This is a genomic window from Azohydromonas sp. (genome assembly GCF_035325925.1).
Lineage (GTDB): Bacteria > Pseudomonadota > Gammaproteobacteria > Burkholderiales > Burkholderiaceae_C > Calidifontimicrobium.
The window spans coordinates 1-26,899 of the sequence record NZ_DAOKZA010000004.1; the positions used below are offsets into that span (position 1 = coordinate 1).

General features: G+C 73.5%; 24 protein-coding genes. 16 read left to right on the forward strand and 8 right to left on the reverse strand.

What is annotated here, in order from left to right; all coding sequences use genetic code 11:
- Window positions 1-103: 103 nt before the first annotated feature.
- The 5 genes from PKC53_RS02290 to dusB are packed head-to-tail and all read right to left on the reverse strand — an operon-like array spanning window position 104 to window position 4,005.
- Window positions 104-565 carry a GNAT family N-acetyltransferase gene (locus tag PKC53_RS02290; protein ID WP_324425878.1) on the reverse strand — a complete coding sequence of 154 codons (462 nt, stop codon included), beginning with the start codon at window positions 563-565 and terminating at the stop codon, window positions 104-106.
- A 25-nt stretch (window positions 566-590) separates the two neighbouring features.
- Window positions 591-1,115 carry a hypothetical protein gene (locus PKC53_RS02295; protein WP_324425880.1) on the reverse strand — a complete coding sequence of 175 codons (525 nt, stop codon included), beginning with the start codon at window positions 1,113-1,115 and terminating at the stop codon, window positions 591-593.
- A 12-nt stretch (window positions 1,116-1,127) separates the two neighbouring features.
- Window positions 1,128-2,702 carry a bifunctional phosphoribosylaminoimidazolecarboxamide formyltransferase/IMP cyclohydrolase gene (purH, locus tag PKC53_RS02300; RefSeq protein WP_324425882.1) on the reverse strand — a complete coding sequence of 525 codons (1,575 nt, stop codon included), beginning with the start codon at window positions 2,700-2,702 and terminating at the stop codon, window positions 1,128-1,130.
- Entirely contained in the window at window positions 2,699-2,941 is a 243-nt protein-coding gene (locus PKC53_RS02305) for a Fis family transcriptional regulator (protein WP_324425884.1), read from the reverse strand. Before PKC53_RS02305 ends, purH begins: the two co-directional genes overlap by 4 nt.
- Window positions 2,938-4,005 (reverse strand): tRNA dihydrouridine synthase DusB, encoded by a 1,068-nt coding sequence (gene dusB, locus PKC53_RS02310; RefSeq protein WP_324425886.1) that lies wholly within the window; start codon window positions 4,003-4,005, stop codon window positions 2,938-2,940. The genes PKC53_RS02305 and dusB overlap by 4 nt, the downstream gene beginning before the upstream one ends.
- Before the next feature lie 88 nt (window positions 4,006-4,093).
- On the opposite strand from dusB, the gene PKC53_RS02315 reads away from it, so the two are divergent.
- Window positions 4,094-4,582, forward strand: coding sequence for a YqaA family protein (locus PKC53_RS02315; protein ID WP_324425888.1), 489 nt, complete (start codon window positions 4,094-4,096; stop codon window positions 4,580-4,582).
- 112 nt (window positions 4,583-4,694) lie between these two features.
- The gene (locus PKC53_RS02320; RefSeq protein ID WP_324425890.1) at window positions 4,695-6,194 is read left to right on the forward strand and encodes a carboxypeptidase M32; all 1,500 of its coding nucleotides are present in this window, start codon (window positions 4,695-4,697) and stop codon (window positions 6,192-6,194) included.
- Between the two features lie 46 nt (window positions 6,195-6,240).
- Here the strand turns inward: PKC53_RS02320 and PKC53_RS02325 are convergent, their stop codons facing one another.
- Window positions 6,241-7,515, reverse strand: coding sequence for a patatin-like phospholipase family protein (locus PKC53_RS02325; RefSeq protein WP_324425892.1), 1,275 nt, complete (start codon window positions 7,513-7,515; stop codon window positions 6,241-6,243).
- Between the two features lie 112 nt (window positions 7,516-7,627).
- Between PKC53_RS02325 and PKC53_RS02330 the strand changes: the two genes are divergently transcribed.
- Window positions 7,628-8,131 carry an NAD(P)H-dependent oxidoreductase gene (locus PKC53_RS02330; protein ID WP_324425894.1) on the forward strand — a complete coding sequence of 168 codons (504 nt, stop codon included), beginning with the start codon at window positions 7,628-7,630 and terminating at the stop codon, window positions 8,129-8,131.
- A gap of 16 nt (window positions 8,132-8,147) precedes the next feature.
- Here the strand turns inward: PKC53_RS02330 and PKC53_RS02335 are convergent, their stop codons facing one another.
- Window positions 8,148-8,792, reverse strand: coding sequence for a TetR/AcrR family transcriptional regulator (locus PKC53_RS02335; protein WP_324425896.1), 645 nt, complete (start codon window positions 8,790-8,792; stop codon window positions 8,148-8,150).
- A gap of 141 nt (window positions 8,793-8,933) precedes the next feature.
- On the opposite strand from PKC53_RS02335, the gene PKC53_RS02340 reads away from it, so the two are divergent.
- From PKC53_RS02340 to PKC53_RS02370, 7 genes are all read left to right on the forward strand, one after another.
- A complete protein-coding gene (locus PKC53_RS02340; protein ID WP_324425898.1) occupies window positions 8,934-10,742 on the forward strand; it encodes a feruloyl-CoA synthase in 1,809 nt (602 codons plus the stop codon).
- 11 nt (window positions 10,743-10,753) lie between these two features.
- Complete coding sequence (locus PKC53_RS02345) at window positions 10,754-11,560, forward strand: crotonase/enoyl-CoA hydratase family protein (RefSeq protein WP_324426099.1); 807 nt, start codon at window positions 10,754-10,756, stop codon at window positions 11,558-11,560.
- Window positions 11,561-11,784: 224 nt separating this feature from the next.
- Window positions 11,785-12,939 carry an ABC transporter substrate-binding protein gene (locus PKC53_RS02350; protein WP_324425900.1) on the forward strand — a complete coding sequence of 385 codons (1,155 nt, stop codon included), beginning with the start codon at window positions 11,785-11,787 and terminating at the stop codon, window positions 12,937-12,939.
- Between the two features lie 118 nt (window positions 12,940-13,057).
- Entirely contained in the window at window positions 13,058-14,095 is a 1,038-nt protein-coding gene (locus PKC53_RS02355) for a branched-chain amino acid ABC transporter permease (protein WP_324425902.1), read from the forward strand.
- A gap of 136 nt (window positions 14,096-14,231) precedes the next feature.
- On the forward strand, window positions 14,232-16,004 hold the full coding sequence (locus tag PKC53_RS02360) for a branched-chain amino acid ABC transporter ATP-binding protein/permease (protein ID WP_324425904.1): 1,773 nt from the start codon (window positions 14,232-14,234) through the stop codon (window positions 16,002-16,004).
- 5 nt (window positions 16,005-16,009) lie between these two features.
- Complete coding sequence (locus PKC53_RS02365) at window positions 16,010-16,741, forward strand: ABC transporter ATP-binding protein (RefSeq protein ID WP_324425906.1); 732 nt, start codon at window positions 16,010-16,012, stop codon at window positions 16,739-16,741.
- A gap of 332 nt (window positions 16,742-17,073) precedes the next feature.
- A complete protein-coding gene (locus PKC53_RS02370) occupies window positions 17,074-18,798 on the forward strand; it encodes an acyl-CoA dehydrogenase family protein (protein ID WP_324425908.1) in 1,725 nt (574 codons plus the stop codon).
- Between the two features lie 8 nt (window positions 18,799-18,806).
- Here the strand turns inward: PKC53_RS02370 and PKC53_RS02375 are convergent, their stop codons facing one another.
- On the reverse strand, window positions 18,807-19,847 hold the full coding sequence (locus PKC53_RS02375; RefSeq protein ID WP_324425910.1) for an asparaginase: 1,041 nt from the start codon (window positions 19,845-19,847) through the stop codon (window positions 18,807-18,809).
- A gap of 38 nt (window positions 19,848-19,885) precedes the next feature.
- Here PKC53_RS02375 and PKC53_RS02380 point away from each other — a divergent pair, with 38 nt between their 5' ends.
- The 6 genes from PKC53_RS02380 to paaG all read left to right on the forward strand — a co-directional run bounded on the left by PKC53_RS02380 (window position 19,886) and on the right by paaG (window position 26,872).
- Window positions 19,886-20,767, forward strand: coding sequence for an EamA family transporter (locus PKC53_RS02380; RefSeq protein ID WP_324425912.1), 882 nt, complete (start codon window positions 19,886-19,888; stop codon window positions 20,765-20,767).
- Between the two features lie 24 nt (window positions 20,768-20,791).
- Window positions 20,792-21,628 (forward strand): DUF429 domain-containing protein, encoded by an 837-nt coding sequence (locus PKC53_RS02385; protein ID WP_324425914.1) that lies wholly within the window; start codon window positions 20,792-20,794, stop codon window positions 21,626-21,628.
- Window positions 21,629-21,637: 9 nt separating this feature from the next.
- Complete coding sequence (locus tag PKC53_RS02390) at window positions 21,638-23,110, forward strand: potassium/proton antiporter (protein ID WP_324425916.1); 1,473 nt, start codon at window positions 21,638-21,640, stop codon at window positions 23,108-23,110.
- Between the two features lie 83 nt (window positions 23,111-23,193).
- On the forward strand, window positions 23,194-23,514 hold the full coding sequence (locus tag PKC53_RS02395; RefSeq protein WP_324425918.1) for a hypothetical protein: 321 nt from the start codon (window positions 23,194-23,196) through the stop codon (window positions 23,512-23,514).
- Window positions 23,515-23,570: 56 nt separating this feature from the next.
- Window positions 23,571-26,090, forward strand: coding sequence for a ligase-associated DNA damage response DEXH box helicase (locus PKC53_RS02400; RefSeq protein ID WP_324425920.1), 2,520 nt, complete (start codon window positions 23,571-23,573; stop codon window positions 26,088-26,090).
- Window positions 26,087-26,872, forward strand: coding sequence for a 2-(1,2-epoxy-1,2-dihydrophenyl)acetyl-CoA isomerase PaaG (gene paaG, locus PKC53_RS02405; protein WP_324425922.1), 786 nt, complete (start codon window positions 26,087-26,089; stop codon window positions 26,870-26,872). The genes PKC53_RS02400 and paaG overlap by 4 nt, the downstream gene beginning before the upstream one ends.
- The last annotated feature ends 27 nt before the right edge of the window (window positions 26,873-26,899 follow it).

A 26,899-nucleotide genomic window follows, 5' to 3' on the forward strand; every position in this document is an offset into this window, starting at 1 on the left:
GTGGGCTGCTACTGCGAGGATGCGTCGCGCTGCCCCCGCTCGATCCTCGCGGCGCTGCTGAAGGAGCGCGGCGGGGGGGTTGCCGACTGACCCCCGCCGTGCCTCACCAGGGGTCGTCACGCCCCGGGAACGCGACGCGTGCGAACGGCCAGCGCACGGCGAGCCAGTCGCGGAACGTGGCGCCGACGCGCTGCTCGAGCCCCGCCTCGACGCGGTCGCTGCGCACCCAGTAGCAGGCCTCGGCGTCGAAGCCGTCGCGTTCGCTCGGGTCGAGGTAGCAGCAGCCCAGCAGCGTGCGCCCGTCGGGGCTCATCACGGCCCAGTTGAACGAGCGGCGCAGCTGGAACTCCTTCTGGTGCCAGCCGAGGTCGACCAGGTCCTGCATCAGCGTCAGGTCGGCCCGCGGCCAGCCCCAGCCGGCGCCGAACAGCGTCCACAGCCGCTCGCGGCTGGACATCACGGCCTCGTAGTCGAGCACCAGGTGGTCGACGCGCAGCGGCGTGAGCACGAACTCGTCGGTGGCCGGCGGTGCGGGGATCTCGAAGTCGGGTGGCAGGAACGGCATCGCGGCTCCTCAAGGTTGTCGGGGGTCAGCGGGGGTCGGTCGGGCGGCGTCGCACGACGAGCAGCGCGGCCACCAGCACGAGCGCGGCGATCAGGCCGGCGAACTTGAGTGTCGCGGCGGCGGCCGCGCGCCAGGCGCTCGCGGCGGCCGCGGCGTCGTCGGCGTGTATCAGCGTGTGCACGAGCCAGGCGTTCTCGGCTGCGTCGGCGGCGGCCACGCCGAGCATCATCAGCGCCATCAGCCGCGCCGCGGCGCGCCAGCCGCGCGGCACGCGCGCGGCGAGCGTGACCAGCGCGGCGGCCAGCAGCGCCGGGTAGAGCAGCAGGAACAGCGCGTCGACGCCCAGCGACAGCATCGCCCACTCGCGCGTGCGCTCGTCCCACTGCGCCCGGATCGCGGCGCAACCGTCGGCGAATCCGCAGAACTCGAGCGACAAGACGCCGTGCGGCGACGCCGGGTGGACCAAGTGCGCGTCGATCGCCCGCAGCACCAGCAGCACCGCGGCGCAGCCCACCGCCAGCGCAACGAGCAGCGTGCGGCGGGCACCCATGGGCCGCGCGAGTCAGTGACGGAAGTGCCGCACCCCGGTGAACACCATCGCGATGCCGCGTTCGTCGGCGGCGGCGATCACCTCGTCGTCGCGCACGCTGCCGCCGGGCTGGATCACGCACGCCGCGCCGGCGTCGACGACCACGTCGAGACCGTCGCGAAACGGGAAGAACGCGTCGCTGGCCACCGCCGAGCCGGCCAGCGACAGCTTCGCGTTCTCGGCCTTGATGCCCGCGATGCGCGCGCTGTCGATGCGGCTCATCTGCCCGGCGCCGACGCCCAGCGTCATGCCGCCGCCGCAGAAGACGATCGCGTTGCTCTTCACGTACTTGGCCACCGTCCACGCGAACAACAGGTCGTCGAGCTGCTGCCCAGTGGGCGCCTTCTTCGTCACCACCTTCAGCTCGGCGCGAGCGACCACGCGGTTGTCGGCCGTCTGCAGCAGCAGCCCCGAGCCGACGCGCTTGGCGTCGACCGCGTTGCGGCCGCGCGCCCAGTCGGTGTCGCCGCCCGCAGGCAGCGCGATCTCGAGCAGCCGCGTGTTGGCCTTCGCGGCGAACACCGCGCGCGCCTCGTCGCTGAACGCCGGCGCGATCAGCACCTCGACAAACTGCTTGGCGACGAGTTTCGCCCCCTCGCCGTCGAGCGGACGGTTGAAGGCGATGATGCCGCCGAAGGCACTCGTCGGGTCGGTCTGGAAGGCCTTCGCGTAGGCCTCGGCCGGGCCGGCGGCGACGGCCACGCCGCAGGGGTTGGCGTGCTTGACGATCACGCACGCCGGCGCGTCGAAGCTCTTCACGCACTCCCACGCCGCGTCGGCGTCGGCGATGTTGTTGTAGCTCAGCTCCTTGCCCTGCAGCTGCTTGGCGGTGACCAGCGATCCGGGCGCCGGGTGCAGGTCGCGGTAGAACGCGGCGCGCTGGTGCGGGTTCTCGCCGTAGCGCAGGTCCTGCAGCTTGACGAAGCGGCCGTTGCTCTGGCCGGGGAACGCGCTGCGCGTGCCGTCGGGCTGCAGCGACGACAGGTGGTCGCTGATCGCCGCGTCGTAGTTGCTGATGCGGTTGAACGCCGCCACCGCCAGCGCGAAGCGCGTCGCGTCGCCGACGCGGCCGTCGCGCCGCAGTTCGGCGACCACGCCCTCGTACTGCGACGCGTCGGTGAGCACCGCGACGTCCTTCCAGTTCTTCGCCGCGCTGCGCACCATCGCCGGGCCGCCGATGTCGATGTTCTCGATCGCCTCGTCGAGCGTGCAGCCGGGTTGCGCGACGGTGGCCTCGAACGGGTAGAGGTTGACGGCGAGCAGGTCGATGGTCTCGATGCCGTGCGCGGCCAGCGCCGCCATGTGCGCCGGCACGTCGCGGCGCGCGAGCAGCCCGCCGTGGATCTTCGGGTGCAGCGTCTTCACGCGCCCGTCGAGCATCTCGGGGAATCCGGTGTGGTCGGCGACCTCGACCACCGGCAGGCCGGCGTCGGCGAGCAGCTTCGCGGTGCCGCCGGTGGACAGCAGCCTGACGCCGAGCGCGTGCAGCGCGCGCGCGAAGTCGACCACGCCGGTCTTGTCGGAGACGGAGATCAGGGCGGTGGTCATGGCTTGATCAGCTTGTGGTCGAGCAGCTTGCGCCGCAGCGTGTTGCGATTGATGCCCAGCCACTCGGCGGCCTTGCTCTGGTTGCCTTCGGCGTGCTGCATCACGACGTCGAGCAGCGGCCGCTCGACCGCGTGCATCACCATCTCGTGCATCGAGTGCGGCTCGGTGCCGCGCAGGTCCTTGAAGTACTGCTCCAGCGTGTCGCGCACGCAGGTCTCGAGCGGGGTTCGCTTGCTCATGCTCGTTTCACGAGGGTGTCGTCGTTGGCCGCGTCCGCGCCCGGGGCCGGCAGCCGGTGGTGGACGGCGGCGAGTTCGGCGAACCAGTCGCCGACGGCGCGCCACTGCGCATCGGGCGTCTCGATGGCGTTGATGCGCTGGCGGAACGCCTCGCCGCCGGGCAGGCCGCGCAGCGCCCAGCCGATGTGCTTGCGCGCGCTGCGCACGCCGGTGTGCTCGCCGTACAGCGCGTAGTGGTCCTGCAGGTGCTCGAGCAGCCAGCGGCGCACCTCGTCGACCGCGGGCGGCGCGCGGTGCGTGCCGGTGGCCAGGAAGTGCGCGACGTCGCCGAAGATCCATGGCCGGCCCAGCGCGGCGCGGCCGATCATCACCGCGTCGGCGCGCGTGTGCGCCAGCACCGCGGCCGCCTGCTCGGGCGAGTCGATGTCGCCGTTGGCGACCACGGGCACGGCCAGCGCCGCCTTCAGCGCGGCGACCGTGTCGTGTTCGGCGCTGCCGCCGTAGCCCTGCTCGCGCGTGCGGCCGTGCACCGTCAGCAGCGCGATGCCGGCGTCCTGCGCTCGTCGCGCGATCGCCAGCGCGTTGCGCGTGCGCGCGCACCAGCCGGTGCGCATCTTCAGCGTCACCGGCACGCCGCGCGGCGCGCAGGCCGCCACCACCGCGTCGACGATGCGCGCGGCCAGCGCCTCGTCGCGCATCAGCGCCGAGCCCGCCCACACGTTGCACACCTTCTTCGCCGGGCAGCCCATGTTGATGTCGACGATCTGCGCGCCGCGGTCGACGTTGTAGCGCGCCGCGTCGGCCATCTCGGCCGGGTCGACGCCGGCGATCTGCACCGCGACCGGCCCGGGCTCGCCGGCGTGGTCGGCGCGGCGCGAGGTCTTCAGGCTGTTCCACAGCTCGCGCTTGCTGGTGACCATCTCGCTGACCGCGTGGTGCGCGCCCAGGCGTCGGCACAGCATGCGAAACGGCCGGTCGGTGACGCCGGCCATCGGCGCGACGACCAGCCCCACCTCGCGGCCGGCGTGCATCACGCTCGGCAGTTCGATCGCGCCGATCTTCATGCGGAAGGGGTGGAAGAGGCGGGTGCTGAAAAAGCAGGCAAAAGTATAGCCGCCGGTGGGGAGCGTCCCGGCGGCGAGAATCGCCGCGATGCAGGACTGGTTGCCCACCGTGCTCGCGTGGCTGGCGCTGCCCGAGCACGGGCTGAGCACGATCTTCGTCGTCTCGCTGCTGTCGGCCACGCTGCTGCCGATGGCCAGCGTGCCGGCGGTGTACGGGCTGGTCAAGCTCAGCCCCGAGCTGTTCTGGCCGGCGCTGCTGGTGGCCACCGCCGGCAACACCGCCGGCGGCGCGATCAGCTACTGGATGGGCTACGGCGCCGAGCGCGCCTACGAGAAGGTGCGGCACCGCGAGCCGCGCGACGCCCGCGCGCTGGCCTGGCTGCAGCGCTGGGGCCCGCCGGCGTGCCTGCTGTCGTGGCTGCCGTTCGTCGGCGACCCGATCTGCGCCGTCGCCGGCTGGCTGCGGCTCGCGTTCTGGCCGTGCCTGGCCTACATGGCGATCGGCAAGTTCGCACGCTACCTGGTGTACGTCGGTGCCGCGTACTGGGCCGCGCCCGGGGCCTACGTACCGGGCTGAGGGCATCCCCCCAACGGGGGTGGACCGGCGCCGCGCCGATGGCGTGCGGCGACGGCCACAATGGTTGTCGCTTCGGTCGGGCGCGACGGCGGCGCCGAGGAACCCCAGCACGATGTCTACCCCCTCCACGACCCCCGCCTACGACGCGCTCGCGGCGCACCACGGCAGGTTGCACCGCCTCGATCACCTCGCGGCGGTCGCGCACTGGGACCAGGCTGCGAACATGCCGCCGAAGGCCGCCGAGGCCCGCGGTGCGGCATTGGCCGAGATGGCCGCGCTGCTGCACCGCCTGCGCACCGATCCGGCGCTGGCCGAGCAGCTGCGGCGTGCCGGCGACGAGCCGCTCGACGACGCGCAGCGCGCGAACCTGCGTGAGATGCAGCGCGCGTACCGGCTGGCCACGGCGCTGCCCGAGTCGCTGGTGCAGCGCGCGCAACTGGCCGCCTCGCGCAGCGAGCACGCGTGGCGCACACAGCGCGCCGCCAACGACTGGGCCGGCTTCCTGCCCAACCTGCGCGAGATGGTGGCGATCGCGCGCGAGGAGGCGGCGCATCTGGCCGACCGCAGCGGGCTGGCGCGCTACGACGCGCTGATGGACCGCTTCGAGCCGGGCATGACCAGCACCGAGATCGACCGCGTGTTCGGCGACCTGCGCCGGTGGCTGCCATCGCTGGTGCAGCGCGTGCTCGACCGCCAGTCGCGCGAGCCGCTGCACACGCCGGCCGGACCGTTCCCCGTCGACGCGCAGCGCCGCCTGTGCGAGCGCACGATGCGCCTGCTCGGCTTCGACTTCGGCGCCGGCCGGCTCGACGTCTCGGCGCACCCGTTCTGCGGCGGCGTGCCCGAGGACGTGCGCATGACCACCCGCTTCGCCGAGCACGACTTCCTCGGCAGCCTGCTCGGCACGATCCACGAGACCGGGCACGGCCGCTACGAGCAGAACCTGCCGCGCGACTGGCTGGGCCAGCCGCTGGCGCAGGCGCGCTCGATGGCGATCCACGAGAGCCAGTCGCTGGCCTTCGAGATGCAGCTCGGCGCGCACCCGGGCTTCGTGCGCCAGCTCGCGCCGCTGCTGGCCGAGGCCTTCGGCGACCAGGCCGCGTTCGAGCCAGGCAACCTGCAGCGGCTGATGACACGCGTGAAGCCGGGCCTGATCCGCGTCGACGCCGACGAGGTCACCTACCCGGCGCACGTCATCGTGCGCTACGAGATCGAGCGCGCGCTGATCGAAGGCGAGATCGAGGCCGACGACATTCCGGCGCTGTGGGACGCGAAGATGATGGAACTGCTGGGTGTCGACACGCGTGGCAACTATCGCGATGGCCCGATGCAGGACGTGCACTGGCCCGAGGGCCTGTTCGGCTACTTCCCCTGCTACACGCTGGGCGCGATGTACGCGGCGCAGTGGTTCGCCGCGATGCGCCGCGTGTTGCCCGCGCTCGACGCGCGCATCGCCGAGGGCGACCTGCGGCCGGTGTTCGACTGGCTGCACGAGAACGTCTGGTCACAGGGCAGCCGCTGGCCGACCGACGAACTGGCGCGCCGCGCCAGCGGCGAACCGCTGAACCCGGCGCACTTCCGCGCGCACCTCGAGGCGCGCTACCTGGGCTGACGCAGGCGATCGATGCGTCGTGCAGGCGCCCGGGCGCCGGCGCGTCTCAGGCGTGCCGGCCCGCGGGCGCCGCGGGCAGCGCACGTTCGAGGTCGTTGAGCACCTCCTCGAGGCGCTTGAGCGCGCGCGCGCCGCGGGTGCGCGGCGGCAGGCGGCGGCTGACCAGCCGGCGCGACGGGTCGTCGAGCACCGCGTGATCGATGCTCACACCGTGGCGCGCGAGCACGGTGCCCAGCGTGCTGCGGCGCGAGCGCAGGTCGGCGCGCGTCTGCTGGTAGGCGTGCTCGGCCACCACGCGGCGCTGCGAGTAACTGAAGATGTTGGCGAGGAACAGCTCGGGGTCGCGCTGGTCGGGCTCGAACAGCACGATGTCGGTGTCGGGGTGGCTGGTCTCGTAGCCCTTCATGCCCAGTTCGAGGCGCGAATGGATCAGCGAGCGGAAGGTCTGGCTCAGCACCACCGGCAGGCCGCCGTCGACCAGGTGCGGGATGCGCTCGTCGCCGCTGGACAGCACCCGGTGCTGCGGCGAGTGGGTGGCATCGAACGGCACCAGCGGGTTCAGGCACAGCAACAGGTCGACGCCCTGCTCGAGCAGCACGCGCGCGTGCAGCGTCTTCTTCAGCGCGCCGTCGACGTAGTGGCGCCGTCCGATCTTCACCGGCGGGAACAGCCCCGGCAGCGCGGCGCTGGCGCGCACCGCCTGCGAGATCGGCACGTGGTCCCAGCCCGGCAGGCCGAACGGTGCCGACTCGCCGCTGTCGAGGTCGGTGGCGACGATGATCAGATGCCGGCGCAAGCGCCTGAAGTCGTTGCTGCGCCCGTCGACCTCGAACACGCGCCGCATCTGCGCCTCCAGCGGCGCGTTGCTGAACACGCCGGTGGGCAATGCGCGCCCCAGGCGCTCGAAGGCCGACAGCAGCGAGCGGCCCTTGAACGCGTACCGCAGACCCGCCTGCGCGACCAGCGTCGGCACCGACGCCAGGCGCTGCAGGTACTCACCCCAGGCCGGGTGGATGAACGCCGTCGGCGAGATCTCGAACCCGGCGTCGCGGTCGTTCTCGATGAACGCGCGGCACATGCGCCGCGCGCTGATGCCGTTGGCCAGCCCGGCGGCGATGAACGACCCGGCCGACACACCGATGTAGCCGTCGAGCGCGTTGAGATCGAGCCCGACCAGGGTCTCCTCGAGCGCGCACAGCGCGCCGATCTCGTAGATCGCGCCCAGCGGGCCGCCGCCCGCCAGGGCCAGACCGATGCGCGGTCCCTTGCGTGGTGTCGGGCGCGGCGTCGGGCGCGGCGTCGGCGCGGTGGAACGACCCATACCGGCCAGTGTACGCAGCCGGCGCGCCGCCGACTGGGCAGATTCGCCTAATCGCTGCGTCGCCGCGGCCGCTGCCTGCGGCGTGGCCACGCGGCTATGCTCGAGCGTGGCCATGTCGACGTCGCGCAGCCTGCTCATCGTCTACCACACGCACACCGGCGGTACCGCGCAGATGGCGCAGGCGGCCGCCGACGGCGCGCGCGCCGCCGAGCCGGCGCTGGCGCTGCGGCTGCAGCGCGCCACCGACACCGGGCCGCAGGACCTGCTCGCCGCCGACGGCTACCTGTTCGCGACGCCGGAGAACCTGGCGGCGATCGCCGGGCTGATGAAGGACTTCTTCGACCGCAGCTACTACCCGGTGCTCGGGCGCATCGACGGGCGTCCCTACGCCAGCTTGGTGTGCGCCGGCAGCGACGGCAGCGCCGCGGCACGCCAGATCGAGCGCATCGCCACCGGCTGGCGGCTCAAGGCCGTGGCGCCGCCGCTGATCGTGTGCACGCGCGCGCAGACACCCGAGGCGATCCTGGCGCCGAAAACCCTCGGCGCCGACGACCTGGCGCGCTGCGCCGAAGCCGGCGCGGCGATGGCCTCGGGGCTGGCGCTGGGCATCTTCTGAACGCTGTCGGCGTCGCTCAGCCGGCCAGCGGCGTGTTCATCAGCTGCTCGACGAAACGGCTGCGCGACTCGCGCTGCGCGGCCGGCCCCTGCGTGGCCATCAGCGACTCGCCGACGACGTAGGCGTAGAGCAGGAACGCGCGCGAGCGCGCCTCGCCGATCGGGTAGCCCAGCGACGAGAACACCTGCGCGATGTAGCCGATGCGCGCCGCGTCGGCCTCGTCGACGGCCTGGCGCGCCATCGCGTCGCGCCGCGCCCAGGCGCGGATCGCCAGTTCGATGCGCGCCGCGCGTGCCGCGGCACGGCCGCGAAACGGCAGCGAGATCACGTCGCGCAGTTGCTCGCGCGGGTCGCTGTGCGCGCGCTCCAGCCGCAGCGTGAGCTGCTCCGTGGCGCGCTCGCGCCAGGCGTGCAGCACGCTGCGCAGCAACTCCTCGCGGTCGCGGAAGTGCCAGTAGAAGCTGCCGCGTGTCACGCCGAGCTGCTGCGACAGCACGTCGACGCGCACGTGGTCGATGCCGCGGTCGACGAGCACCTCGGTGGCCGCTTCGGTCCAGGCCTCGCGCGTCAACGGCGTGCGCGCCGGGTCGTCGGCGGCAGCCGGCGTCGCGGCGGGCGGCGCGCGGCGCACGGCGCGGCGGGGCGGGGCGGGCGGGGGCATCGCGGCGTTTCGGTGCGGTCCCCGCATCATGCCATGCGCTTGTGTATGGAAACCCGGGAAATCCCGGAATGATTCGCTATGGAGCGTGGACTACGATCCGCGCTCCGGCACATACACATGTGTATGGATTGGGAGACAACCATGGCCCTCGAGTGGACCGACGATGCCCGCCAGCTGGCGCCGCCGCGCGCGGTGCGCGTGCTGCTCGACGACGGCAGCTTCGTGCTGCGTTCGCCCGAGCCGCTGCGCCCGTACGCGCGCTGCATCGGCGAGTGGCTCGAGCGCTGGGCCGCCGAGACGCCCGACGCGCCGGCGTTCTCCGAGCGCCCGCGCGCAGGCGACTGGCGCCACCTCAGCTGGGGCCAGACGCGCGCGCTGGTGGACCGCATCGCGCAGAGCCTGATCGGGCTGAAGCTCGCGCCGCAGGCGCCGATCGTCGTGCTGTCGGACAACGCCATCGACCACCTGCTGCTGCTGCTCGCGGGCATGCACGTCGGCCGCGCGGTGTGCACCGTCTCCAGCGCCTACAGTCGGATGACCCGTGACCACAGCAAGATCCACGGCATCCTCAACACGCTGGGGCCGGCGCTGGTGTACGCGTCCGACGCCGAGGTCTACGGCCCGGCGCTGGCCAGCAGCGGGCTGCACGCGGTCGCGGTGTTCAGCCACGGCGCCGAGGCCTATCCCGGCGCGATCGCCTTCGACAGCCTGACGCGCACCGCCGAGGGCCCGGCGGTGATGGACGCGTTTGCCGCGATCACGCCCGACACGCACGCCAAGTACCTGCTGACCTCGGGCTCGACCGGGCACCCGAAGGTGGTCATCAACACCCACCGCATGCTGTGCGCGAACCAGCAGATGGTCGCGCAGGCCTGGCGCTTCCTCGAGCACGAGAAGCCGGTGGTCGTCGACTGGCTGCCCTGGAGCCACACCTTCGGTGGCAACCACAACCTGCACCTGGTGCTGCGCAACGGCGGCACGCTGGTCGTCGACGAGGGCCGGCCGGCGCCGGGGCTGATCGACAAGTCGGTGGCCAACCTGGCCGCGGTGCAGCCGACGATCTGGTTCAACGTGCCGCGTGGCTTCGACATGGCGCTGCCGCTGCTCGAGGCCGACGAGGCGCTGGCGCGGCGCGTGTTCGAGCGCCTGCGCGTGGTGTTCTACGCCGGCGCGGCGCTGCCGCAGGCCACCTGGGACCGGCTGCAGGCGCTGGCGCGGCGCGTGCGCGGCGACGAGGTGTGGCTGACCACATCGTGGGGGTCGACCGAGACCTCGCCGGCGATCACCAGCGCGCACTGGGCACTCGATCGCGCCGGCGTCATCGGCGGCGTGCTGCCGGGCATGGAGCTGAAGTTCGTGCCCAACGGCGGCAAGCTCGAGATGCGCGTGCGCGGCGTCGGCGTGTTCCCCGGCTACCGCGACGCGCCGCACCTGACGGCGCAGGCCTTCGACGCCGAGGGCTACTACTGCATCGGCGACGCCGGCTACCTCGCCAACGTCGAGCACCCGGAGCGCGGCGTCGTCTTCGACGGCCGCGTCGCCGAGGACTTCAAGCTGACCACCGGCACCTGGGTCTCGGTGGGCATGCTGCGCGTGCGCGTGGTTTCGGCGCTGGCGCCGCTGGCGCAGGACGTCGTGATCACCGGGCACGACCGCGACGAGGTCGGCGTGCTGGTGTTCCCGACGCCGCAGGCCGCGACGCTGCCGCCGGCCGAACTCGCGACGCGCATCGCCGCCGCGCTGGGCGCGCTGAAGGCCGAGGGCGGCGGATCGTCGCAGGTGCCGGCGCGCGCGCTGGTGCTCGCCGAGCCGCCGAGCGTCGACGCCGGCGAGATCACCGACAAGGGCTACATCAACCAGGGTGCGGTGCTGCGCCGCCGCGCCGCCGACGTCGCGGCGCTGTATGCCGGCGGCCCCGGCGTCGTCCTCGCCGGGAGGTCCGCATCGTGAACACCGGTCCCATGCACTTCCAGCCCGCCACCGGCGTGCTCGCCGGCCTGCCGCTGCTGCGCATCGAGGTCGCGGGGCCGGTCGTGCACCTGCGCCTGCACCGCCCCGACAAGCGCAACGCGCTCAACGAGGCGCTGGTGCGGCAGCTGCACACCGCGTTCGTCAACCTGCCGCCCGACGCACGCGCGGCGGTGATCAGCGGCGAGGGCGCGCACTTCAGCGCCGGGCTGGACCTGTCGGAGGTCACCGAACAGAGCGTCGCCGACGGCGTGCTGCACTCGCGGCTGTGGCACGCCGCGTTCGACCAGATCCAGTACGCGCCGGTGCCGGTGGTCGCGGCGCTGCACGGCGCGGTGGTCGGGGGCGGACTCGAGCTGGCGGCCAGCGCGCACCTGCGCGTCGCCGAGCCGAGCGCGTTCTACGCGCTGCCCGAGGGCCAGCGCGGGATCTTCGTCGGCGGTGGCGGCTCGGCGCGCATCCCGCGGCTGATCGGCGTGGCGCGCATGACCGACATGATGCTCACCGGCCGCGTGCTCGACGCCGACGAGGGCCAGGCCGCCGGGCTGACCCACTACCTGGTCGCCGAGGGCCGGGGCCTGGCCAAGGCGCTCGAGCTGGCCGCGCGTGTCGCGGCCAACGCGCCGCTGTCGAACTACGCGGTGACGCAGGCGCTGCCGCGCATCGCCGACATGGCGCAGTCCGACGGCTTGTTCGTCGAGTCGCTGATGTCGGCGATCGCGCAGGGCGACGAGGCGGCCAAGCAGCGCGTGCGCGACTTCCTCGCCAAGCGCGCCGGCAAGGTGGGGAAGTCCGCGTGAACCGCGGCCCTTGCCCGTCGTTCGACGACGCCCGCGCCGGCGCGCGCGGCGGCGTCCGGTGGCCGGGGCGTCGCGTCGCTGATCGAAAACACCGAGGCGAGATGAGCCCGGTGCGTGTCCACTGCGGCGACGCGCCCCGGCGTGCCCCCGGCGAGGCGATCGCCGTCGATCACCCGGCAGGCGCCGTGCCTGCCCTGCCCACCGACCCACGAGGAGACCCGTCGATGAAGTCCGCCAAGCGCTCGATGCTCAAGACCCTGGCCGCCGCGGCGGCGGCCGCGCTGCTCGCCGCCGCGCCGGCCTGGGCCGACGTCACCATCGGCGTCAGCCTGTCGCTGACCGGCCCCGGCTCGGGCCTGGGCATCCCGATGCAAAACCAGATGAAGCTGTGGCCGCAGACCATCGGCGGCGAGAAGGTCAACCTGATCATCCTCGACGACGCCACCGACCCCGGCAAGGGCGTCAACAACGCGCGGCGCTTCGTCACCGAGGACAAGGTCGACATGATCATCGGATCTTGCATCACCACGGTGGCCGCGGCGATGACGCCGGTGGCCACCGAGGCGAAGACGGTGCAGCTCGCGGGCTCGCCGGTGGGTGTCCCGCCGGGGCAGGACCAGTGGCTGTTCCGCCTGCCGCAGAGCAACGACGTGATGGCCTACGCCGTCGTCGAGCACATGAAGAAGCAGGGCATCAAATCCATCGGCTTCCTCGGCTACACCGACGTCTACGGCGAGCTGTGGCTCAAGGCGCTGACGCCGCTGGCCGAGAAGGCGGGCATGAAGGTCGTCGCCGTGGAGCGCTTCGCGCGCACCGACACCAGCGTGACGCCGCAGGCGCTGAAGCTCACCGCGGCGAACCCCGACGCGATGCTCATCGTCGCCTCGGGTTCGGGCGCGGCGATGCCGCACAAGGCCGTCGTCGAGCGCGGCTACAAGGGCAAGATCTACCAGACGCACGCCGCGGCCACGATGGACCTGATGCGCATCGGCGGCAAGGACGTCGAGGGTGCGTTCGTCGTCTCCGGCCCGGCGATGGTCGGCGCCCAGCTGCCCGACGACCACCCCAGCAAGGCCGCGGCGATCGACTTCCTCACCAGCTACGAGAAGGCCTACGGCGTCGGCTCGGCGAACCAGTTCGCCGGCCACTCGTACGACGCGCGCCTGGTGCTCGAGAAGGTCATCCCGATGGCGCTGAAGAAGGCCAAGCCCGGCACCGCCGAGTTCCGCGCCGCGCTGCGCGAGGCGATGGAGACGATGGGCCGCACCGTGTTCTCGCACGGCGTGATGAACTGGACCGCGCAGGACCACTGGGGCTACACCAACGAGACCGGGGTGATGCTGAAGGTCGTCGACGGCAAGTTCGTCGTCGAGAAGTGAATCGCCGCGGGGCGAGCCACCGCCGTCGCCGGCTGACCTGGCGCCCCCGCGCCGAGGGGCCCCGCGGCAGCGGGGCCCCGGCCGCAGGACGCACCGTCGGGCGCCGACGCACCACACCATGGACCTGACGATCGCCGGCATCCTCGCCCTCGACGGGCTGACCAACGGCGCGATCTACGCGCTGCTGGCGCTGGCCACCGTGCTGGTGTTCGCGGTCACGCGGGTGATCTTCATCCCGCAGGGCGAGTTCGTCGCGTTCGGCGCGCTGACGCTGGCGTTGCTGCAAAGCGGCAAGGTGCCGGGCACGGTGTGGTTCCTGCTCGTGCTCACCGCGGCGGTGGCGGTCGGCGATGTCGTCGACGGCCTGCGCCACCGCCGCGGCGCCGCACGGATCGCGCGGCGTGTCGCGCGCACGGTGGCCTACCCGGTGGCGGTCTCGCTGTTCGCGCTGTGGGCCGCGCCGCAGGGCTGGCCGCTGCTGGCGCAGGCGGCGCTGACGATGGCGCTGGTCACGCCGTTCGGCACGCTGATCTACCGGCTGGCCTACGAGTCGCTCGCCGACGCCAGCGTGCTGGTGCTGCTGATCGTCTCGGTGGGCGTGCACTTCGCCCTCGTCGGGCTGGGGCTGTTCTTCTTCGGCGCCGAGGGTTTCCGCAACCCGAGCTTCTGGGACACGCGGCTGAGCCTGGGGGGGCTGACCGTCGCGGGCCAGACGCTGATCATCTTCGCCGCCACGCTGGCGCTGATCGTGATGCTGTGGCTGTTCTTCGAGCGCTCGCTGCACGGCAAGGCGCTGCGCGCGACCGCGGTGAACCGGCTCGGCGCGCGGCTGATGGGCATCTCGAGCACCGGCGCGGGGCGGCTGTCGTTCACGATGGCGGCGTTCATCGGCGCGCTGTCGGGGCTGCTGATCGGGCCGACGACGACGGTGTTCTACGACAGTGGGTTCCTGATCGGCCTGAAGGGTTTCGTCGCCGCGGTGTTCGCCGGGCTGTCGAGCTACCCGCTGGCGCTGGTCGGCGCGCTCGGCGTGGGCCTGCTCGAGAGCTTCGGCGCGTTCTGGGCCAGCGCGTTCAAGGAGGTGATCGTGTTCGCGGCCGTCCTGCCGGTGCTGCTGTGGCGCTCGCTGCGCGACCCGCACGGCGAGGAACAATGACTTCCCCGCGAAGCGCTTTCGGCGCCACCCCCGCCGGCGGCATCGCCAGCGGACCGGCCGAGCCGGATCCGCGGCGGTCGCTCGGTCGGGCCCGCACCCGTCGGCGAGCCGGCCTGCGACCATGAGAGCCAGCCGAATGAACCCCGCGCTGCGCCGCTGGGCGTTCCCGGCATTCGCCGTGCTGATGCTGGCGCTGCCGGCGCTGCCGGTGCCCGACTTCTGGATCACGCAGAGCAACTACGTCGGGCTGTACGCGCTGGTCGCCCTCGGACTGGTGCTGCTCACCGGCGTCGGTGGGCTGACTTCGTTCGGCCAGGCGGCGTTCGTCGGCGTCGGCGCCTACACCGCGGCCTTCCTTGCGACCAAGGTGGGCGTGTCGCCGTGGCTGACGCTGTGGATCGGGCTCGCGCTCGCCGCCGCGGCGGCGCTGGTGGTCGGCGCGATCACGCTGCGCATGTCGGGCCACTACCTGCCGCTGGCGACCATCGCCTGGGGGCTGGCCCTGAACTACACGATGGCCAACATGGAGTGGCTGGGCAAGTACGACGGGCTGCTCGGCATCCCGACGATCACGGCGTTCGGCGTCGACCTGGGCACCGGCCGCGGGCTGCACGTGCTGATCTGGGCGATCGCGCTGCTGGCGGCCCTGGCGGTGACGCGGTTGCTCGACTCGCGCACCGGGCGCGCGATCCGCGCGCTCAAGAGCGGCTCGACGATGGCCGAGGCGATGGGCATCTCGACGCTGCGCTACAAGCTGCTCGCGTTCGTCGTCGCGGCGCTGCTCGCGGCGCTGTCGGGCTGGTTGTTCGCGCACTTCCAGCGCACCGTGAACCCGACGCCGTTCTCGATCGCCAAGGGCATCGAGTACCTGTTCATGGCGGTGCTCGGCGGCGTCGGCCATGTCTGGGGCGCGTTTCTCGGCTCGGCGGTGGTGCGCGTCGTCGAGGACCAGCTGCAGGTGCTGCTGCCCCGGCTGATCGGCACCAGCGGCAACTTCGAGGTCATCGTGTTCGGCGTCGTGCTGGTGGCCGTGCTCAAGTACGCGCCCGACGGCCTGTGGGCCTTCGTCGACCGCGCGCTGCCGGCCGGGGCGCGACCGCGCGACTGGGACGGTGCCGCCGCGCTGCCTGCGCGCGACAAGCCGGCGCGCGGCGAGCTGCTGCTCGAGGTCGACCGCGTGCGCAAGGTCTTCGGCGGGCTGGTCGCGGTCAACGACGTCAGCTTCTCGATTCGTGCCGGTGACCTCGTCGGCCTGATCGGGCCGAACGGCGCCGGGAAGTCGACCACCTTCAACCTGATCACCGGCGTGCTGCCGCTGTCCGGCGGCGAGGTGCGCTGGCGCGGCCGGCCGGTGCACGGGCTGCCGTCGCGCGAGATCGCGCGCCGCGGCGTCTCGCGCACGTTCCAGCACGTCAAGCTGGTGCCCGAGATGACGGTGCTCGAGAACGTCGCGCTCGGCGGCTACCTGCGCTCTCGCCGGGGCGCGCTCGGCGCGGTGCTGCGCCTGGACCGCGCCGAGGAGCGCCAGCTGTTCGCCGAGGCCGAGAAGCAGCTGGCGCGCATCGGGCTGGCCGACAAGATGCACGAGCTGGCCGGCAACCTGGCGCTGGGGCCGCAGCGGCTGGTCGAGATCGCACGCGCGCTGGCCACCGACCCGGCGCTGCTGCTGCTCGACGAACCCGCCGCCGGGCTGCGCCACAAGGAGAAGCAGGCGCTGGGCGACGTGCTGCGCCAGCTCAAGGCCGAGGGGCTGTCGATCCTGCTCGTCGAGCACGACATGGACTTCGTGATGAAGCTCACCGACCGCATCGTCGTGATGGAGTTCGGCACCCGGCTGATCGAAGGCACGCCGGCCGAGGTGCAGGCCAGCCCCGAGGTGCGCGCCGCGTACCTCGGCACCGAGCACTGACGGCGATGACCGCGCCGCTGCTCGAAGTCGCCGACCTGCACGCCGGCTACGGCCGCGCCGAGGTGCTGACCGGCCTCGCGCTGCGCCTGGACAAGGGGCGGGTCGTCACCGTGATCGGGCCCAACGGCGCCGGCAAGAGCACGCTGCTCAACGCGCTGATGGGCGTGCTGCCGTCGCGCGGTTCGGTGCGCTTCGACGGCCGCGACCTCGCCGAGGCCGGCCTCGAGGAACGCGTGATGCTGGGCATCGCGCTGGTGCCCGAGCGGCGCGAGCTGTTCGGCACGATGCCGGTCGAGGACAACCTGCTGCTCGGTGGCTACCGCGCGATGAAGCAGCGCGTGCCGAACTGGCGCGGCGCGCTCGAGCGCGTCTACGACCTGTTCCCGCGCCTGAAGGAGCGGCGCACGCAGCTTGCCGGCACGCTGTCGGGCGGCGAGCGGCAGATGCTCGCCGTCGGCCGCGCGCTGATGAGCGGCCCGCAGCTGCTGATGCTCGACGAGCCCAGCCTGGGGCTGGCGCCGCTGATCGTGCGCGACATCTTCGCCACCATCGGGCGCCTGCGTGCGCAGGGCGTGTCGATCCTGCTCGTCGAGCAGAACGCGCGCGCCGCGCTGCAGGTGGCCGACCACGGCTACGTGCTCGAGACCGGCGAGATCGTGCTCGACGGGCCGGCCGACGCGCTGGCCGGCGACCCGCGTGTCATCGAGACGTACCTGGGCAGCAAGACCGACGCGTGAGGTGGACCACCCCCGCAGCGCCTTCGGCGCCTCCCCCTCGAAGGGGGGCCGCCAGCGCACCGGCGAAGCCGGATGCGTGGCGGCCGCTCGCAGCGTTGCAGTGGTTCGGTCGGAGCGCCGCCGGCACGCCATGGGCAACGGAAGGGATCCCTGCGCAGCGCCCTCGGCCGTCGCTCGACGGGGAGGCACCGAAGGCGCTGCGGGCCTGATCGCCTCAGGAGGCTGCAAGGCGCGGTGCGCCCGGCGACCGTCGCCGCGGCACCGCCACCGACCGACGACCTCGCCCGGCGGACCGTGCACGACGGTTGACTGAACCCACCGGAGCCACGGCGATGCCCTACGACTACCACGCACCGCTGCGCGAGATGCGCTTCGTCATCGAGCGCGTGCTCGACGCACCGTCGTCGTGGCGCGCTTGCACGGCGTTCGTCGATGTCGACGCCGAGACCGCCGCCGCAGTGCTCGACGAGGCGGCCCGTTTCGCGCGCGAGGTGCTGCTGCCGCTGAACGCACACGGCGACGTCGAGGGATGCACGCGCGGCGCCGACGGCGCGGTGCGCACGCCGGCGGGTTTCCGCGAGGCCTACCGCGCGTTCGTCGACGGCGGCTGGCCGGCGTTGCCGTGCGCGCCGAAGTGGGGCGGGCAGGGGCTGCCGCTGCTGCTCGACGCGGCGGTGCGCGAGATGCTCGACGCGTGCAACCACGCGTGGAACATGTACCCCGACCTGCTGCACGGCGCCTACGAGACCCTCGCCGCGCACGCCGGCGACGAGCTCAAGGCGCGATACCTGCCGATGATCGCCAGCGGCGAGTGGCTGGCGGCGATGGCGCTGACCGAGCCGCAGGCCGGCAGCGACCTCGGCGCGCTGCGCACGCGGGCCGAGCCGCAGTCCGACGGCAGCGTGCGCGTGACCGGGCAGAAGGTCTTCATCAGCGGCGGCGACCACGACCTGACCGACAACATCGTGCATCTGGTGCTGTGCCGGCTGCCCGACTCGCCGCCGGGCAGCAGGGGCCTGTCGCTGGCGCTGGTGCCGAAGGTGCTGCCCGACGGCGCGCGCAACGCGATGCACTGCGACGGTCTCGAGCGCAAGATGGGCATTCACGGCAGCGCGACCTGCGCGATGCGCTACGAAGGCGCCACCGGCTGGCTCGTCGGCGAGCCGCACCGCGGGCTGGCGGCGATGTTCCTGATGATGAACTCGGCGCGCCTGCACGTGGGGCTGCAGGGGCTGGGCCACCTGGAGATGGCGGCGCAGAACGCGCGGCGCCACGCCGCCGAGCGCGTGCAGTTCGGCCGCCCGATCGCCGAACACCCGGCGGTGCGCCATGCGCTGCTGCGGCTGCGGGTGCTCGCCGAGGCGCTGCGGGTGATTGCCTACCGTGCCGCGCTGGCGCTCGACGAGGCCGCGCACCTTGCCGACGCGGCACGGCGCGAGCGCGCCGGCCGGCTTGCGGCGCTGCTGACGCCGGTGGTCAAGGCCTGGTGCACGCACCACGGCTTTCATGGTGCGAGCGCCGCGCTGCAGGTGTTCGGCGGCTACGGCTACGTGCGCGAGGTCGGCGTCGAGCAGACGCTGCGCGACGCGCGCATCGCGATGGTCTACGAGGGCACCAACGAGATCCAGGCCATCGACCTGGTGCAGCGCAAGCTGCTGGCCGACGGCGGCGCGACACTGGCGGCGCTGCTCGACGACCACGACGCCGAGGCCGCACGCTGCGCCGCCGATCCGGCGCTCGCCGGGTTCGCCGACGCGCTGCGGCAGCACACCGGCGCGGCGCGCGACGGCTTCGCGGCGCTGCAGCGCGCCGTGGCGACCGACCCCGAGGCGCCGCTGCGCGTGGCCGACGACGTGCTGGCGGGGCTGGCGCACACGTTGATGGCCTGGGCCTTCGCCGCCAGCGCGCGCGCGGCGGCGCACGACGCCGACGCCGGCTGGGCGGCGGCGAAGGTCGCGCGCATGCGCTACGGCGTGCAGTGGCTGCTGCCGCAGGCCGCGGTGCACTGGCAGCGCGTCGCGCAGGCGCCGACGCCGCTGCCCGCGGCGGCAGGCTGAACGCGCCGTCAGCGCGCTCGCGTCGGCGTCGCGACGACGCGCAGCCGGCCCACGACGGCGCCGTGGCGGTTCGTGACCGGCGCTGCGGCCAGCGCGTCGACGAAGCCGCGTTCGTCGGCGTCGAGCTCGAGCCACGCGGCGACGGTGGCGGCCATCGCCGCCGACGCGGCGCGCGTGGCGCCGTCGTCGACCTTGACGGCCACGCCCAGCCCGAGCGTCGGCAGCGCGGCGCAGTGCACGCCCTCGGCGCCGGCCTTGCAGCACACGCGCTCGCCCAGGCGCTGCATGACCTGGGTATCGAAACGCTCGGCGCCGCCGACCAGGTACGGCGCGGCGGCCATCGCGGCGCGCAGCCGGCGCGCCGCGCGTGCGTACGGCGCGTCGATCCCGCGGCCGGTGGCCAGGCGCGCGAAGCCCAGCGCCAAGGCACGCGGCGCGATGCCCCAGGTCGGGATCGCGCAGCCGTCGATGCCCATGGGCGCCGTGGCCGGATCGAACCCGGTGGTCGCCTGCAGCGCGGCGGTGACCTCCTGCATCACCGGGTGATCGGCACGCACGTAGCCGCGCAGGAAGCCGCGCGGTTCTTCGCCGCGCGCCGCCGCGAGCAGGCAGCCGACGCAGGCGAATCCGGCGTGCTTGCCCGAGCAGTTGTTGTGCAACGCGTCGGGCCGCTCGCCGGCCGCCGCCAGTGCTCGCTGGGCGGCTTCGTGGTACGGCCAGTGCACGCCGCACTCGAGCACGTCGGCGTCGAGCCCGGCCTTCGCGAGCATCGACCGGGCGGTGCGCACGTGCACCGGCTCGCCGTTGTGCGACGCGCACGCCAGCGCCAGTTCGTCGTCGCCGAGGCCGAAGCGCTCGGCCGCGCCGCCGGCCACCAGCGGCAACGCCTGCAGCGGCTTGACCGCCGAGCGCGCAAACACCGGCCGGTCGACGTCGCCGAGCGCGGCGACGAGCCTGCCGTCGGCGTCGACCACCGCCACCGCACCGCGGTGCCACGACTCGACGTGGTTGCCGCGCAGCACCTCGACCAGCACCGGGTTCGTCGTCATCGACGCGATGGTAGTCGCGTGCCGACCACAATCGGGCGATGCCCGCCGCCGCGCTTGCACTCGTCGTCGCCGCCGCACTGCTGCACGCGCTGTGGAACATCGCCGCCAAGCGCGCCGGCGGCGACGCGCGGCTGCCGCTGCTGTCGGGGGCGATGGTCGCGGTGCTGTGGGCACCGGCCGCGCTGTGGGCCGGCTGGCACGAGGTGCCGCGCTGGGGCTGGCAGCCTTGGGCGGTGATCGCCGCCAGCGCGGCGCTGCACCTGGCGTACTTCAGCGCGCTGCTCAAGGGCTACCGCGTCGGCGACCTGACGGTGGTCTACCCGGTGGCGCGCGGGTCGGGGCCGCTGATCACCGCGGCCGCGGCGGTGCTGCTGCTCGGCGAGCCGGCCAGCGTGGCGGCGGGCGTCGGCGCGGTCGCGGTGGCCGCGGGGGTGGTGCTGATCGCAGGCGCTGCGGCGCCGTGGCGGCGCGCGCATGACGCGGCGCGGCGCGCCCGCGTGGCCGCCGGGGTGCGCTGGGGCCTGGTGACCGGCGTGTGCATCGCCGCGTATTCGGTGGTCGACGCCTACGCGGTGAAGGTGCTGCTGATCGGCCCGCTGATCCACGACTACCTGTGCAACGTGCTGCGCGTGCCGATGATGCTGCCGATGTTCTGGCGCGACCGCGCCGGCCTCGGCGACGCGCTGCGCCGCCACTGGCGGGCGGCACTGGTGGTCGCGCTGCTCAGCCCGGCGGCGTACATCCTGGTGCTGTACGCGGTGACGCTGGCGCCGCTGTCGCACGTCGCGCCGGCGCGCGAGGTGTCGATGCTGGTGGCCGCGCTGCTCGGCGGCCGGCTGCTCGGCGAGGGCGACCGCGCGCTGCGCCTGCTCGGCGCGGCGTGCATCGCCGGCGGGGTGGTCGTGCTGGCGGTCGGCTGAAGCGCCGGCGCCGACAATCGGCGCATGAGCACACCGCCGCACGCCGCGCTGATCGGCGTCGACTTCAGCTGCACGCCGGCGCGACGCAAGCCGATCGTCGTCGCGCACGGCGAGTGGGCCGGCGACGTGCTGCGCCTGTGCGCACTGCAAACGCTGGACACGCTGCAGGCGTTCGAGGCGCTGCTCGCCGAGCCGGGACCATGGGTCGGCGCGTTCGACTTTCCGTTCGGGCTGCCCCGGGCCTTCGTCGACGCGCAGCGCCTGGGCGCCGGCGCTGCCGAGGTGGTGGCCGAACTGCACCGGCGCTGCCCGACGCGCATGGCGCTGCGCGCGCTGATCGACGACTGGGGTCGTGCCCGCCCGCCCGGCCAGCGGCTGCCGCACCGGCGCACCGACACCGCGTTCACCGGCGTCGCGTCGACCAGCCCGCTGCAGACCCGCTACGTGCCGGTGGGCTTCATGTACTACGAGGGATTCGCGCGGCTGGTCGCGTCCGGTGCCTCGATCCCCGCGCTGCACGACGGCGACGTGCGTCGCGTCGCGCTCGAGGGCTACCCGGGCTGGCTGGCGCACGCGCTGCTCGGGCGCCAGCGCTACAAGAACCACGACGATGCGGCGACGCTGATCGCGCGCCGGCAGATCGTCGACGCGCTCGAGCAGGGCCGCTCGCCGCTGGGTCTGCGCGTCAAGCTCGGCCACGCGCAGCGCGACGCGCTGGCCGCCGACGCGTCGGGCGACCGCATCGACGCGCTGCTGTGCCTGGCGCAGGCCGCCTGGGCGTCGCGCCGGCCGCGCTGGGGGCTGCCCGAGGACGTCGACCCGGTCGAGGGCTGGATCGTCGGCGCCGGGGTGCACTGGTAACGTGCGCGCATGGACCTGCTGAACGTCGCGCTGCTCGCCGCCGGCACGCTGGTCTTCGTCAGCGTGCTCACCGGCCTGTTCTCGGCGCGCGCAGGGTTCTCGTTCCTGCTCGTGTTCCTCGTCGCCGGCATGCTCGTCGGCGAGGACGGCCCCGGCGGCGTCGAGTTCAGCGACTATCGCGCCGCGTTCTGGGTCGGCAACGCGGCGCTCGCGGTGATCCTGCTCGACGGCGGGTTGCGCACCGCGTTCAGCACCTTCCGCACCGGGCTGCGACCGGCGCTGGGGCTGGCCACGATCGGCGTCGTCGTGACCGCGGCGATCACCGGCGCGGCCGCGGCGCTGCTGCTGGGCATCGAGTGGCGGCTCGGGATGCTCGCCGGCGCGATCGTCGGCTCGACCGACGCCGCCGCGGTGTTCTCGCTGATGCGCACCAGCCAGCTGCGCCTGAACGAGCGCATGGCCACCACGCTGGAGATCGAGTCGGGCATCAACGACCCGATGGCGGTGTTTCTCACGGTGATGCTGATCACCTGGATCACCGCGCCGCAGCCGCTGGACGGCTGGGCGCTGCTGGTGATGTTCTTCAGCCAAGCCGGCTGGGGGCTGGTCGTGGGGCTGGCCGGCGGGTGGCTGGTCGGCGCGTTGCTGAGACGCTTGCGCCTGGGCGACGAGTACGAGGCGCTGGGTGCGCTGCTGCTGCTGTCGTCGGGGGTCGCGGTGTTCGGCGGCGCGAGCCTGGCCGGCGGCTCGGGCATCCTCGCGGTGTACTTGTACGGCATGGTCGTGCGCCACCGTGCCGAGCGTGTCGTGCTCGGCGCGCTGGCGGCGATGGACGGCTACGCCTGGCTCGCGCAGGCGGGCATGTTCCTGCTGCTGGGAATGCTGGTGACGCCGTCGCGCATGGTCGACAACCTGTTGCCGGCGCTCGGCGTGGCCGCGGCACTGATGCTCGTCGCCCGGCCGTTCGCGGTGTGGCTGTGCCTGGCGCCGCTGCGTTTCACGCGCAGCGAGATCGCGTTCATCAGCTGGGTCGGACTGCGCGGTGCGGTGCCGATCGTGCTGGCGGTGTTCCCGATCGCCTACGGCGTGCCCGACGCGAGGCTGCTGTTCGACGTCGCCTTCGTCGCGGTGCTCGCGTCGCTGCTGCTGCAGGGCACGACGATGCGCTGGGCCGCGCAGCGCTTCGGGGTCAACCTGCCCGACGTCGAGGACGAGCCCGCGCACCGCGCGCTGTTCGGCGACTTCGTGCTCGACGGCGGCACGCCGCTGGCGGACCTGTGCAGCTTCTACGGCCTGCCGCTGCCCGCAGAGGGGCCGCGCGACCTCGCCGGCTGGCTGGGCTGGCGTCTGGGGCGCCCGCCGGTGGTCGGCGACACCACCGAGTGGGCCGGCGCGCAGTTCAGCGTGCGCGCGCTCGACGGCGCGCGCATCGCGCGCGTCGGCCTGAAGCTGCCCGAGGAGGCGCCGGCCGCCGGGCACTGATTTCGCCGATACTGGGCGCCACTGCGCATGCTTGCACTTCACCAAGCGGAACCCGCGACGCCGCCGGGCCTCGAACCACCACGATGACCACCACCTCCGAGCGGCCCGGTGCCGTGTCGCGCGCGCTGACCGCCGCCGCGGGGCTGCTGCTGCGCGTGCTGCTCGCCATCGCCGGCGCGCTGTTCTTCGCTGCGGCGTTGCTGGCCGGACTGATCGCGTCGATCGGGGTGCTGCTGTGGGCGCTGTTCACCGGGCGCCGCCCGGCCGTGATGCGCTTCGCGCGCGGACGCTGGCGCACGCCGGCCGGCGTCGGCGACCGCCCCGACATGCCGCCGCGACGCAACGGCGAGGTGATCGACGTCGAGGCGCGCGAGGTGCGCGGCGCCGAACCGCGCCGCGATTGAACGCGGCGCTGCGGCGCGGGTCGCCGGCTGCGCAGGGCCTTGCTGCACCGGCGGGCATGACGCTGGACGGATGGTTCGCTTCCCGCGGCTGGTCGCCGTTCGGTTTCCAGCGCGAGGTCTGGCGTGCGCTGGCCGGTGCGCGCAGCGGGCTGCTGCACGCGACCACCGGCAGCGGCAAGACCTATGCGGTTTGGCTCGGTGCGCTGCAGCGCGCCGAACGGCTCGGGATGTCCGGCCACGGTGCCGCGCCGCCGCTGGGCGTGCTGTGGCTCACCCCGATGCGCGCGCTGGCGGCCGACACCGTGCGTGCGCTGCGCGAGCCCGCGAGCGAACTGGCGCCGGCGTGGAGCATCGGCCTGCGCACCGGCGACACGCCGGCGGCCGAACGGGCGCGCCAGGATCGCCGGCTGCCGACCGCGCTGGTGACGACGCCCGAGTCGCTGAGCCTGCTGCTCACGCGCGCCGACGCGCGCGACCGACTCGCCGGCGTGCACACCGTGATCGTCGACGAGTGGCACGAGCTGATCGGCGGCAAGCGCGGCGTGCAGGTGCAGCTGGCGCTGGCGCGGCTGAGGCGCTGGAACCCGGCGCTCGTCACCTGGGGGCTGAGCGCGACGCTGGGCAACCTCGCCGACGCGATGCGCACGTTGGTCGGCAGCGGCGACGGCGTGCTCGTGCAGGGCCGCATCGACAAGCCGCTGGTCGTCGACACGCTGCTGCCGCAAGAGCCCGGACGCTTCGGCTGGGGCGGGCACCTGGGCGCGCAGATGCGGCCGGCGGTGGTCGCCGAGATCGAACGCGCGTCGACGACGCTGGTGTTCACCAACACGCGCAGCCAGGCCGAGATCTGGTACCAGCTGCTGCTCGAAGCCCGTCCCGACTGGGCCGGTCTGGTCGCGCTGCATCACGGGTCGCTGGACAAGTCGGTGCGCGAGTGGGTCGAGCTCGGGCTCAGGGAAGGGCGGCTGAAGGCGGTGGTGGCGACGTCGTCGCTGGACCTCGGCGTCGACTTCCTGCCGGTCGAACGCGTGCTGCAGATCGGCAGCGCCAAGGGCGTCGCGCGGCTGTTGCAGCGCGCCGGGCGCAGCGGCCACGCGCCCGGGCGCGCGAGCCGCGTGACGCTGGTGCCGACGAACACGCTCGAACTCGTCGAAGCCGCGGCGGCGCGGCGCGCGGCGCTCGCCGGGCGTGTCGAGTCGCGCGCCAGCCCCGACAAGCCGCTCGACGTGCTGGTGCAGCACCTGGTCACGGTCGCGCTCGGGGGTGGGTTCGACGCCGACGCGCTGTTCGACGAGGTGCGCACCGCGCCGGCGTACCGCACGCTGACGCGCGACGAGTTCGACTGGGCGCTGGCCTTCGTCGTGCAGGGCGGAGCGAGCCTGCACGCCTACCCCGAGTACCACCGCGTGCAGCGTGGCGCCGACGGCGTCCACCGTGTCGTCGACCGCGGCATCGCGCTGCGCCACCGGCTGCAGGTCGGCACCATCGTCAGCGACGCGGCGATGCAGGTGAAGTGGACCTCGGGGGGCAACGTCGGCACGATCGAGGAGGGTTTCATCGCGCGACTGAAGCCCGGCGACCACTTCGTGTTCGCCGGCCGCGTGCTCGAGTACGTGCGCGCGAAGGAGCTGACGGCCTACGTGCGCAAGGCGACCCGGCCGCAGGGCATCGTGCCGGCCTGGGCCGGCAGCACGATGCCGCTGTCGAGCGAGATGGCCGACGCGGTGCAGGCGTTGATCGAGGGCTTCGCCTGCGGCGACGCCACCGCGTGCGCCGAGCCCGAGATCGTCGCTGCGACGCCGATGCTCGCGACGCAGCAGCAGCGCTCGCGACTGCCGCGCGCCGGCCGGCTGCTGGTCGAGCGCTACCGCGCGCGCGAGGGCGAGCACCTGTTCCTCTACCCGTTCGGCGGGCGCCACGTGCACATCGGGCTCGCGCAGCTGCTGGCGTGGCGGCTGGCGCGCACCGTGCCGAACACCTGCTCGCTGTCGGTCAACGACTACGGGCTCGAGATCCTCGCCGCGCGGCCGCTGGACCTCGCGGCGCTGCACGACGGGAGCCTGTTCGCGACGACGCGGCTGGCGGCCGACGTGCTCGCGAGCCTGGGCAGCGGTGCGCTCGCGCAGCGGCGCTTCCGCGAGATCGCGCGCGTGGCCGGGCTGGTGTTCGGCGGGTACCCCGGCGCGCCGAAGAGCCTGCGCCAGCTGCAGGCCTCGTCGAGCCTGTTCTACGAGGTGTTCCGCAAGTACGACGCCGGCAACCTGCTGCTGACGCAGGCCGACGGCGAGGTGCTGGCGCAGGAGCTCGAGCTGACCCGGCTGTGCGCCGTGCTCGACACGATGGCCGCGGCACCGATCGACCTCGTCGAGCTCGCGGCGCCCAGCCCGTTCGCGCTGCCGCTGATGGTCGAGCGCCTGCGCGAGCAGCTGAGCACCGAGAAGCTGAAGGACCGGCTCGCGCGGCTGCTGGCCGACGCCGAGCGTGGCGCGATGGCGCAGTCGCCGGCGACGGGGCCGCCACGCGGGCGCGCGCGGCGGGTACGATCGCGGGCGACCGACGAGGAGACCCGACCATGAGCGGACAACTGGTGCTGATCGCCGACGACGGCGCGGTGCGCACGCTGACGCTGAACCGCCCGCAGGCGTTGAACAGCTTCACCACCGCGATGCACGCCGAACTGCGCGCCGCGCTCGACGCGGCGGCCGACGACGCGGGTGTGCGCTGCGTCGTCGTCACCGGCGCCGGCCGCGGTTTCTGCGCCGGCCAGGACCTCAACGACGCCGGCATGAGCAGCGGCGAGGTCGACGTCGGCGACGTCATCGAGCGGCTGTACCGGCCGCTGGCGCTGCGCATCCGTTCGATGCCGGTGCCGGTGGTCGCCGCGGTCAACGGCGTGGCCGCCGGCGCCGGGGCGAACTTCGCGCTCGGCTGCGACCTCGTCGTCGCCGCGCGGTCGGCGAGCTTCATCCAGGCGTTCTCGAAGATCGGCCTGATCCCCGACTGCGGCGGTACCTGGCTGCTGCCGAACCTGGTCGGGCGCGCGCGCGCGCTCGGGCTGGCGATGACCGGCGACAAGCTCGGCGCCGAACAGGCGCAGGCGATGGGGCTGATCTGGCAGTGCGTCGACGACGCCGCGTTCGCCGACACGGTGAAGGCGCTGGCGCACAGGCTCGCGGCGATGCCGACGAAGGCGCTCGCCGACACCCGGCGCGCGATCGACACCTCGGCGGCGATGAGCTATGCCGACGCGCTGCGGCTCGAGGCCGACCTGCAGCGCGAACTCGGCCACGCGCACGACTACCGCGAGGGGGTCGCTGCGTTCCTCGCCAAGCGCGCGCCGAGCTTTCGCGACCGCTGAAGCGGCGCCGGCAGCAAACAAAAAGGC

Excerpts from the sequence above, each read along its gene's own strand:
- PKC53_RS02290 (WP_324425878.1), bottom strand. The coding sequence starts at position 565 with ATGCCGTTCCTGCCACCCGACTTCGAGATCCCCGCACCGCCGGCCACC.
- PKC53_RS02295 (WP_324425880.1), bottom strand. The coding sequence starts at position 1,115 with ATGGGTGCCCGCCGCACGCTGCTCGTTGCGCTGGCGGTGGGCTGCGCC.
- purH (WP_324425882.1), bottom strand. The coding sequence starts at position 2,702 with ATGACCACCGCCCTGATCTCCGTCTCCGACAAGACCGGCGTGGTCGAC.
- PKC53_RS02305 (WP_324425884.1), bottom strand. The coding sequence starts at position 2,941 with ATGAGCAAGCGAACCCCGCTCGAGACCTGCGTGCGCGACACGCTGGAG.
- dusB (WP_324425886.1), bottom strand. The coding sequence starts at position 4,005 with ATGAAGATCGGCGCGATCGAACTGCCGAGCGTGATGCACGCCGGCCGC.
- PKC53_RS02315 (WP_324425888.1), top strand. The coding sequence starts at position 4,094 with ATGCAGGACTGGTTGCCCACCGTGCTCGCGTGGCTGGCGCTGCCCGAG.
- PKC53_RS02320 (WP_324425890.1), top strand. The coding sequence starts at position 4,695 with ATGTCTACCCCCTCCACGACCCCCGCCTACGACGCGCTCGCGGCGCAC.
- PKC53_RS02325 (WP_324425892.1), bottom strand. The coding sequence starts at position 7,515 with ATGGGTCGTTCCACCGCGCCGACGCCGCGCCCGACGCCGCGCCCGACA.
- PKC53_RS02330 (WP_324425894.1), top strand. The coding sequence starts at position 7,628 with ATGTCGACGTCGCGCAGCCTGCTCATCGTCTACCACACGCACACCGGC.
- PKC53_RS02335 (WP_324425896.1), bottom strand. The coding sequence starts at position 8,792 with ATGCCCCCGCCCGCCCCGCCCCGCCGCGCCGTGCGCCGCGCGCCGCCC.
- PKC53_RS02340 (WP_324425898.1), top strand. The coding sequence starts at position 8,934 with ATGGCCCTCGAGTGGACCGACGATGCCCGCCAGCTGGCGCCGCCGCGC.
- PKC53_RS02345 (WP_324426099.1), top strand. The coding sequence starts at position 10,754 with ATGCACTTCCAGCCCGCCACCGGCGTGCTCGCCGGCCTGCCGCTGCTG.
- PKC53_RS02350 (WP_324425900.1), top strand. The coding sequence starts at position 11,785 with ATGAAGTCCGCCAAGCGCTCGATGCTCAAGACCCTGGCCGCCGCGGCG.
- PKC53_RS02355 (WP_324425902.1), top strand. The coding sequence starts at position 13,058 with ATGGACCTGACGATCGCCGGCATCCTCGCCCTCGACGGGCTGACCAAC.
- PKC53_RS02360 (WP_324425904.1), top strand. The coding sequence starts at position 14,232 with ATGAACCCCGCGCTGCGCCGCTGGGCGTTCCCGGCATTCGCCGTGCTG.
- PKC53_RS02365 (WP_324425906.1), top strand. The coding sequence starts at position 16,010 with ATGACCGCGCCGCTGCTCGAAGTCGCCGACCTGCACGCCGGCTACGGC.
- PKC53_RS02370 (WP_324425908.1), top strand. The coding sequence starts at position 17,074 with ATGCCCTACGACTACCACGCACCGCTGCGCGAGATGCGCTTCGTCATC.
- PKC53_RS02375 (WP_324425910.1), bottom strand. The coding sequence starts at position 19,847 with ATGACGACGAACCCGGTGCTGGTCGAGGTGCTGCGCGGCAACCACGTC.
- PKC53_RS02380 (WP_324425912.1), top strand. The coding sequence starts at position 19,886 with ATGCCCGCCGCCGCGCTTGCACTCGTCGTCGCCGCCGCACTGCTGCAC.
- PKC53_RS02385 (WP_324425914.1), top strand. The coding sequence starts at position 20,792 with ATGAGCACACCGCCGCACGCCGCGCTGATCGGCGTCGACTTCAGCTGC.
- PKC53_RS02390 (WP_324425916.1), top strand. The coding sequence starts at position 21,638 with ATGGACCTGCTGAACGTCGCGCTGCTCGCCGCCGGCACGCTGGTCTTC.
- PKC53_RS02395 (WP_324425918.1), top strand. The coding sequence starts at position 23,194 with ATGACCACCACCTCCGAGCGGCCCGGTGCCGTGTCGCGCGCGCTGACC.
- PKC53_RS02400 (WP_324425920.1), top strand. The coding sequence starts at position 23,571 with ATGACGCTGGACGGATGGTTCGCTTCCCGCGGCTGGTCGCCGTTCGGT.
- paaG (WP_324425922.1), top strand. The coding sequence starts at position 26,087 with ATGAGCGGACAACTGGTGCTGATCGCCGACGACGGCGCGGTGCGCACG.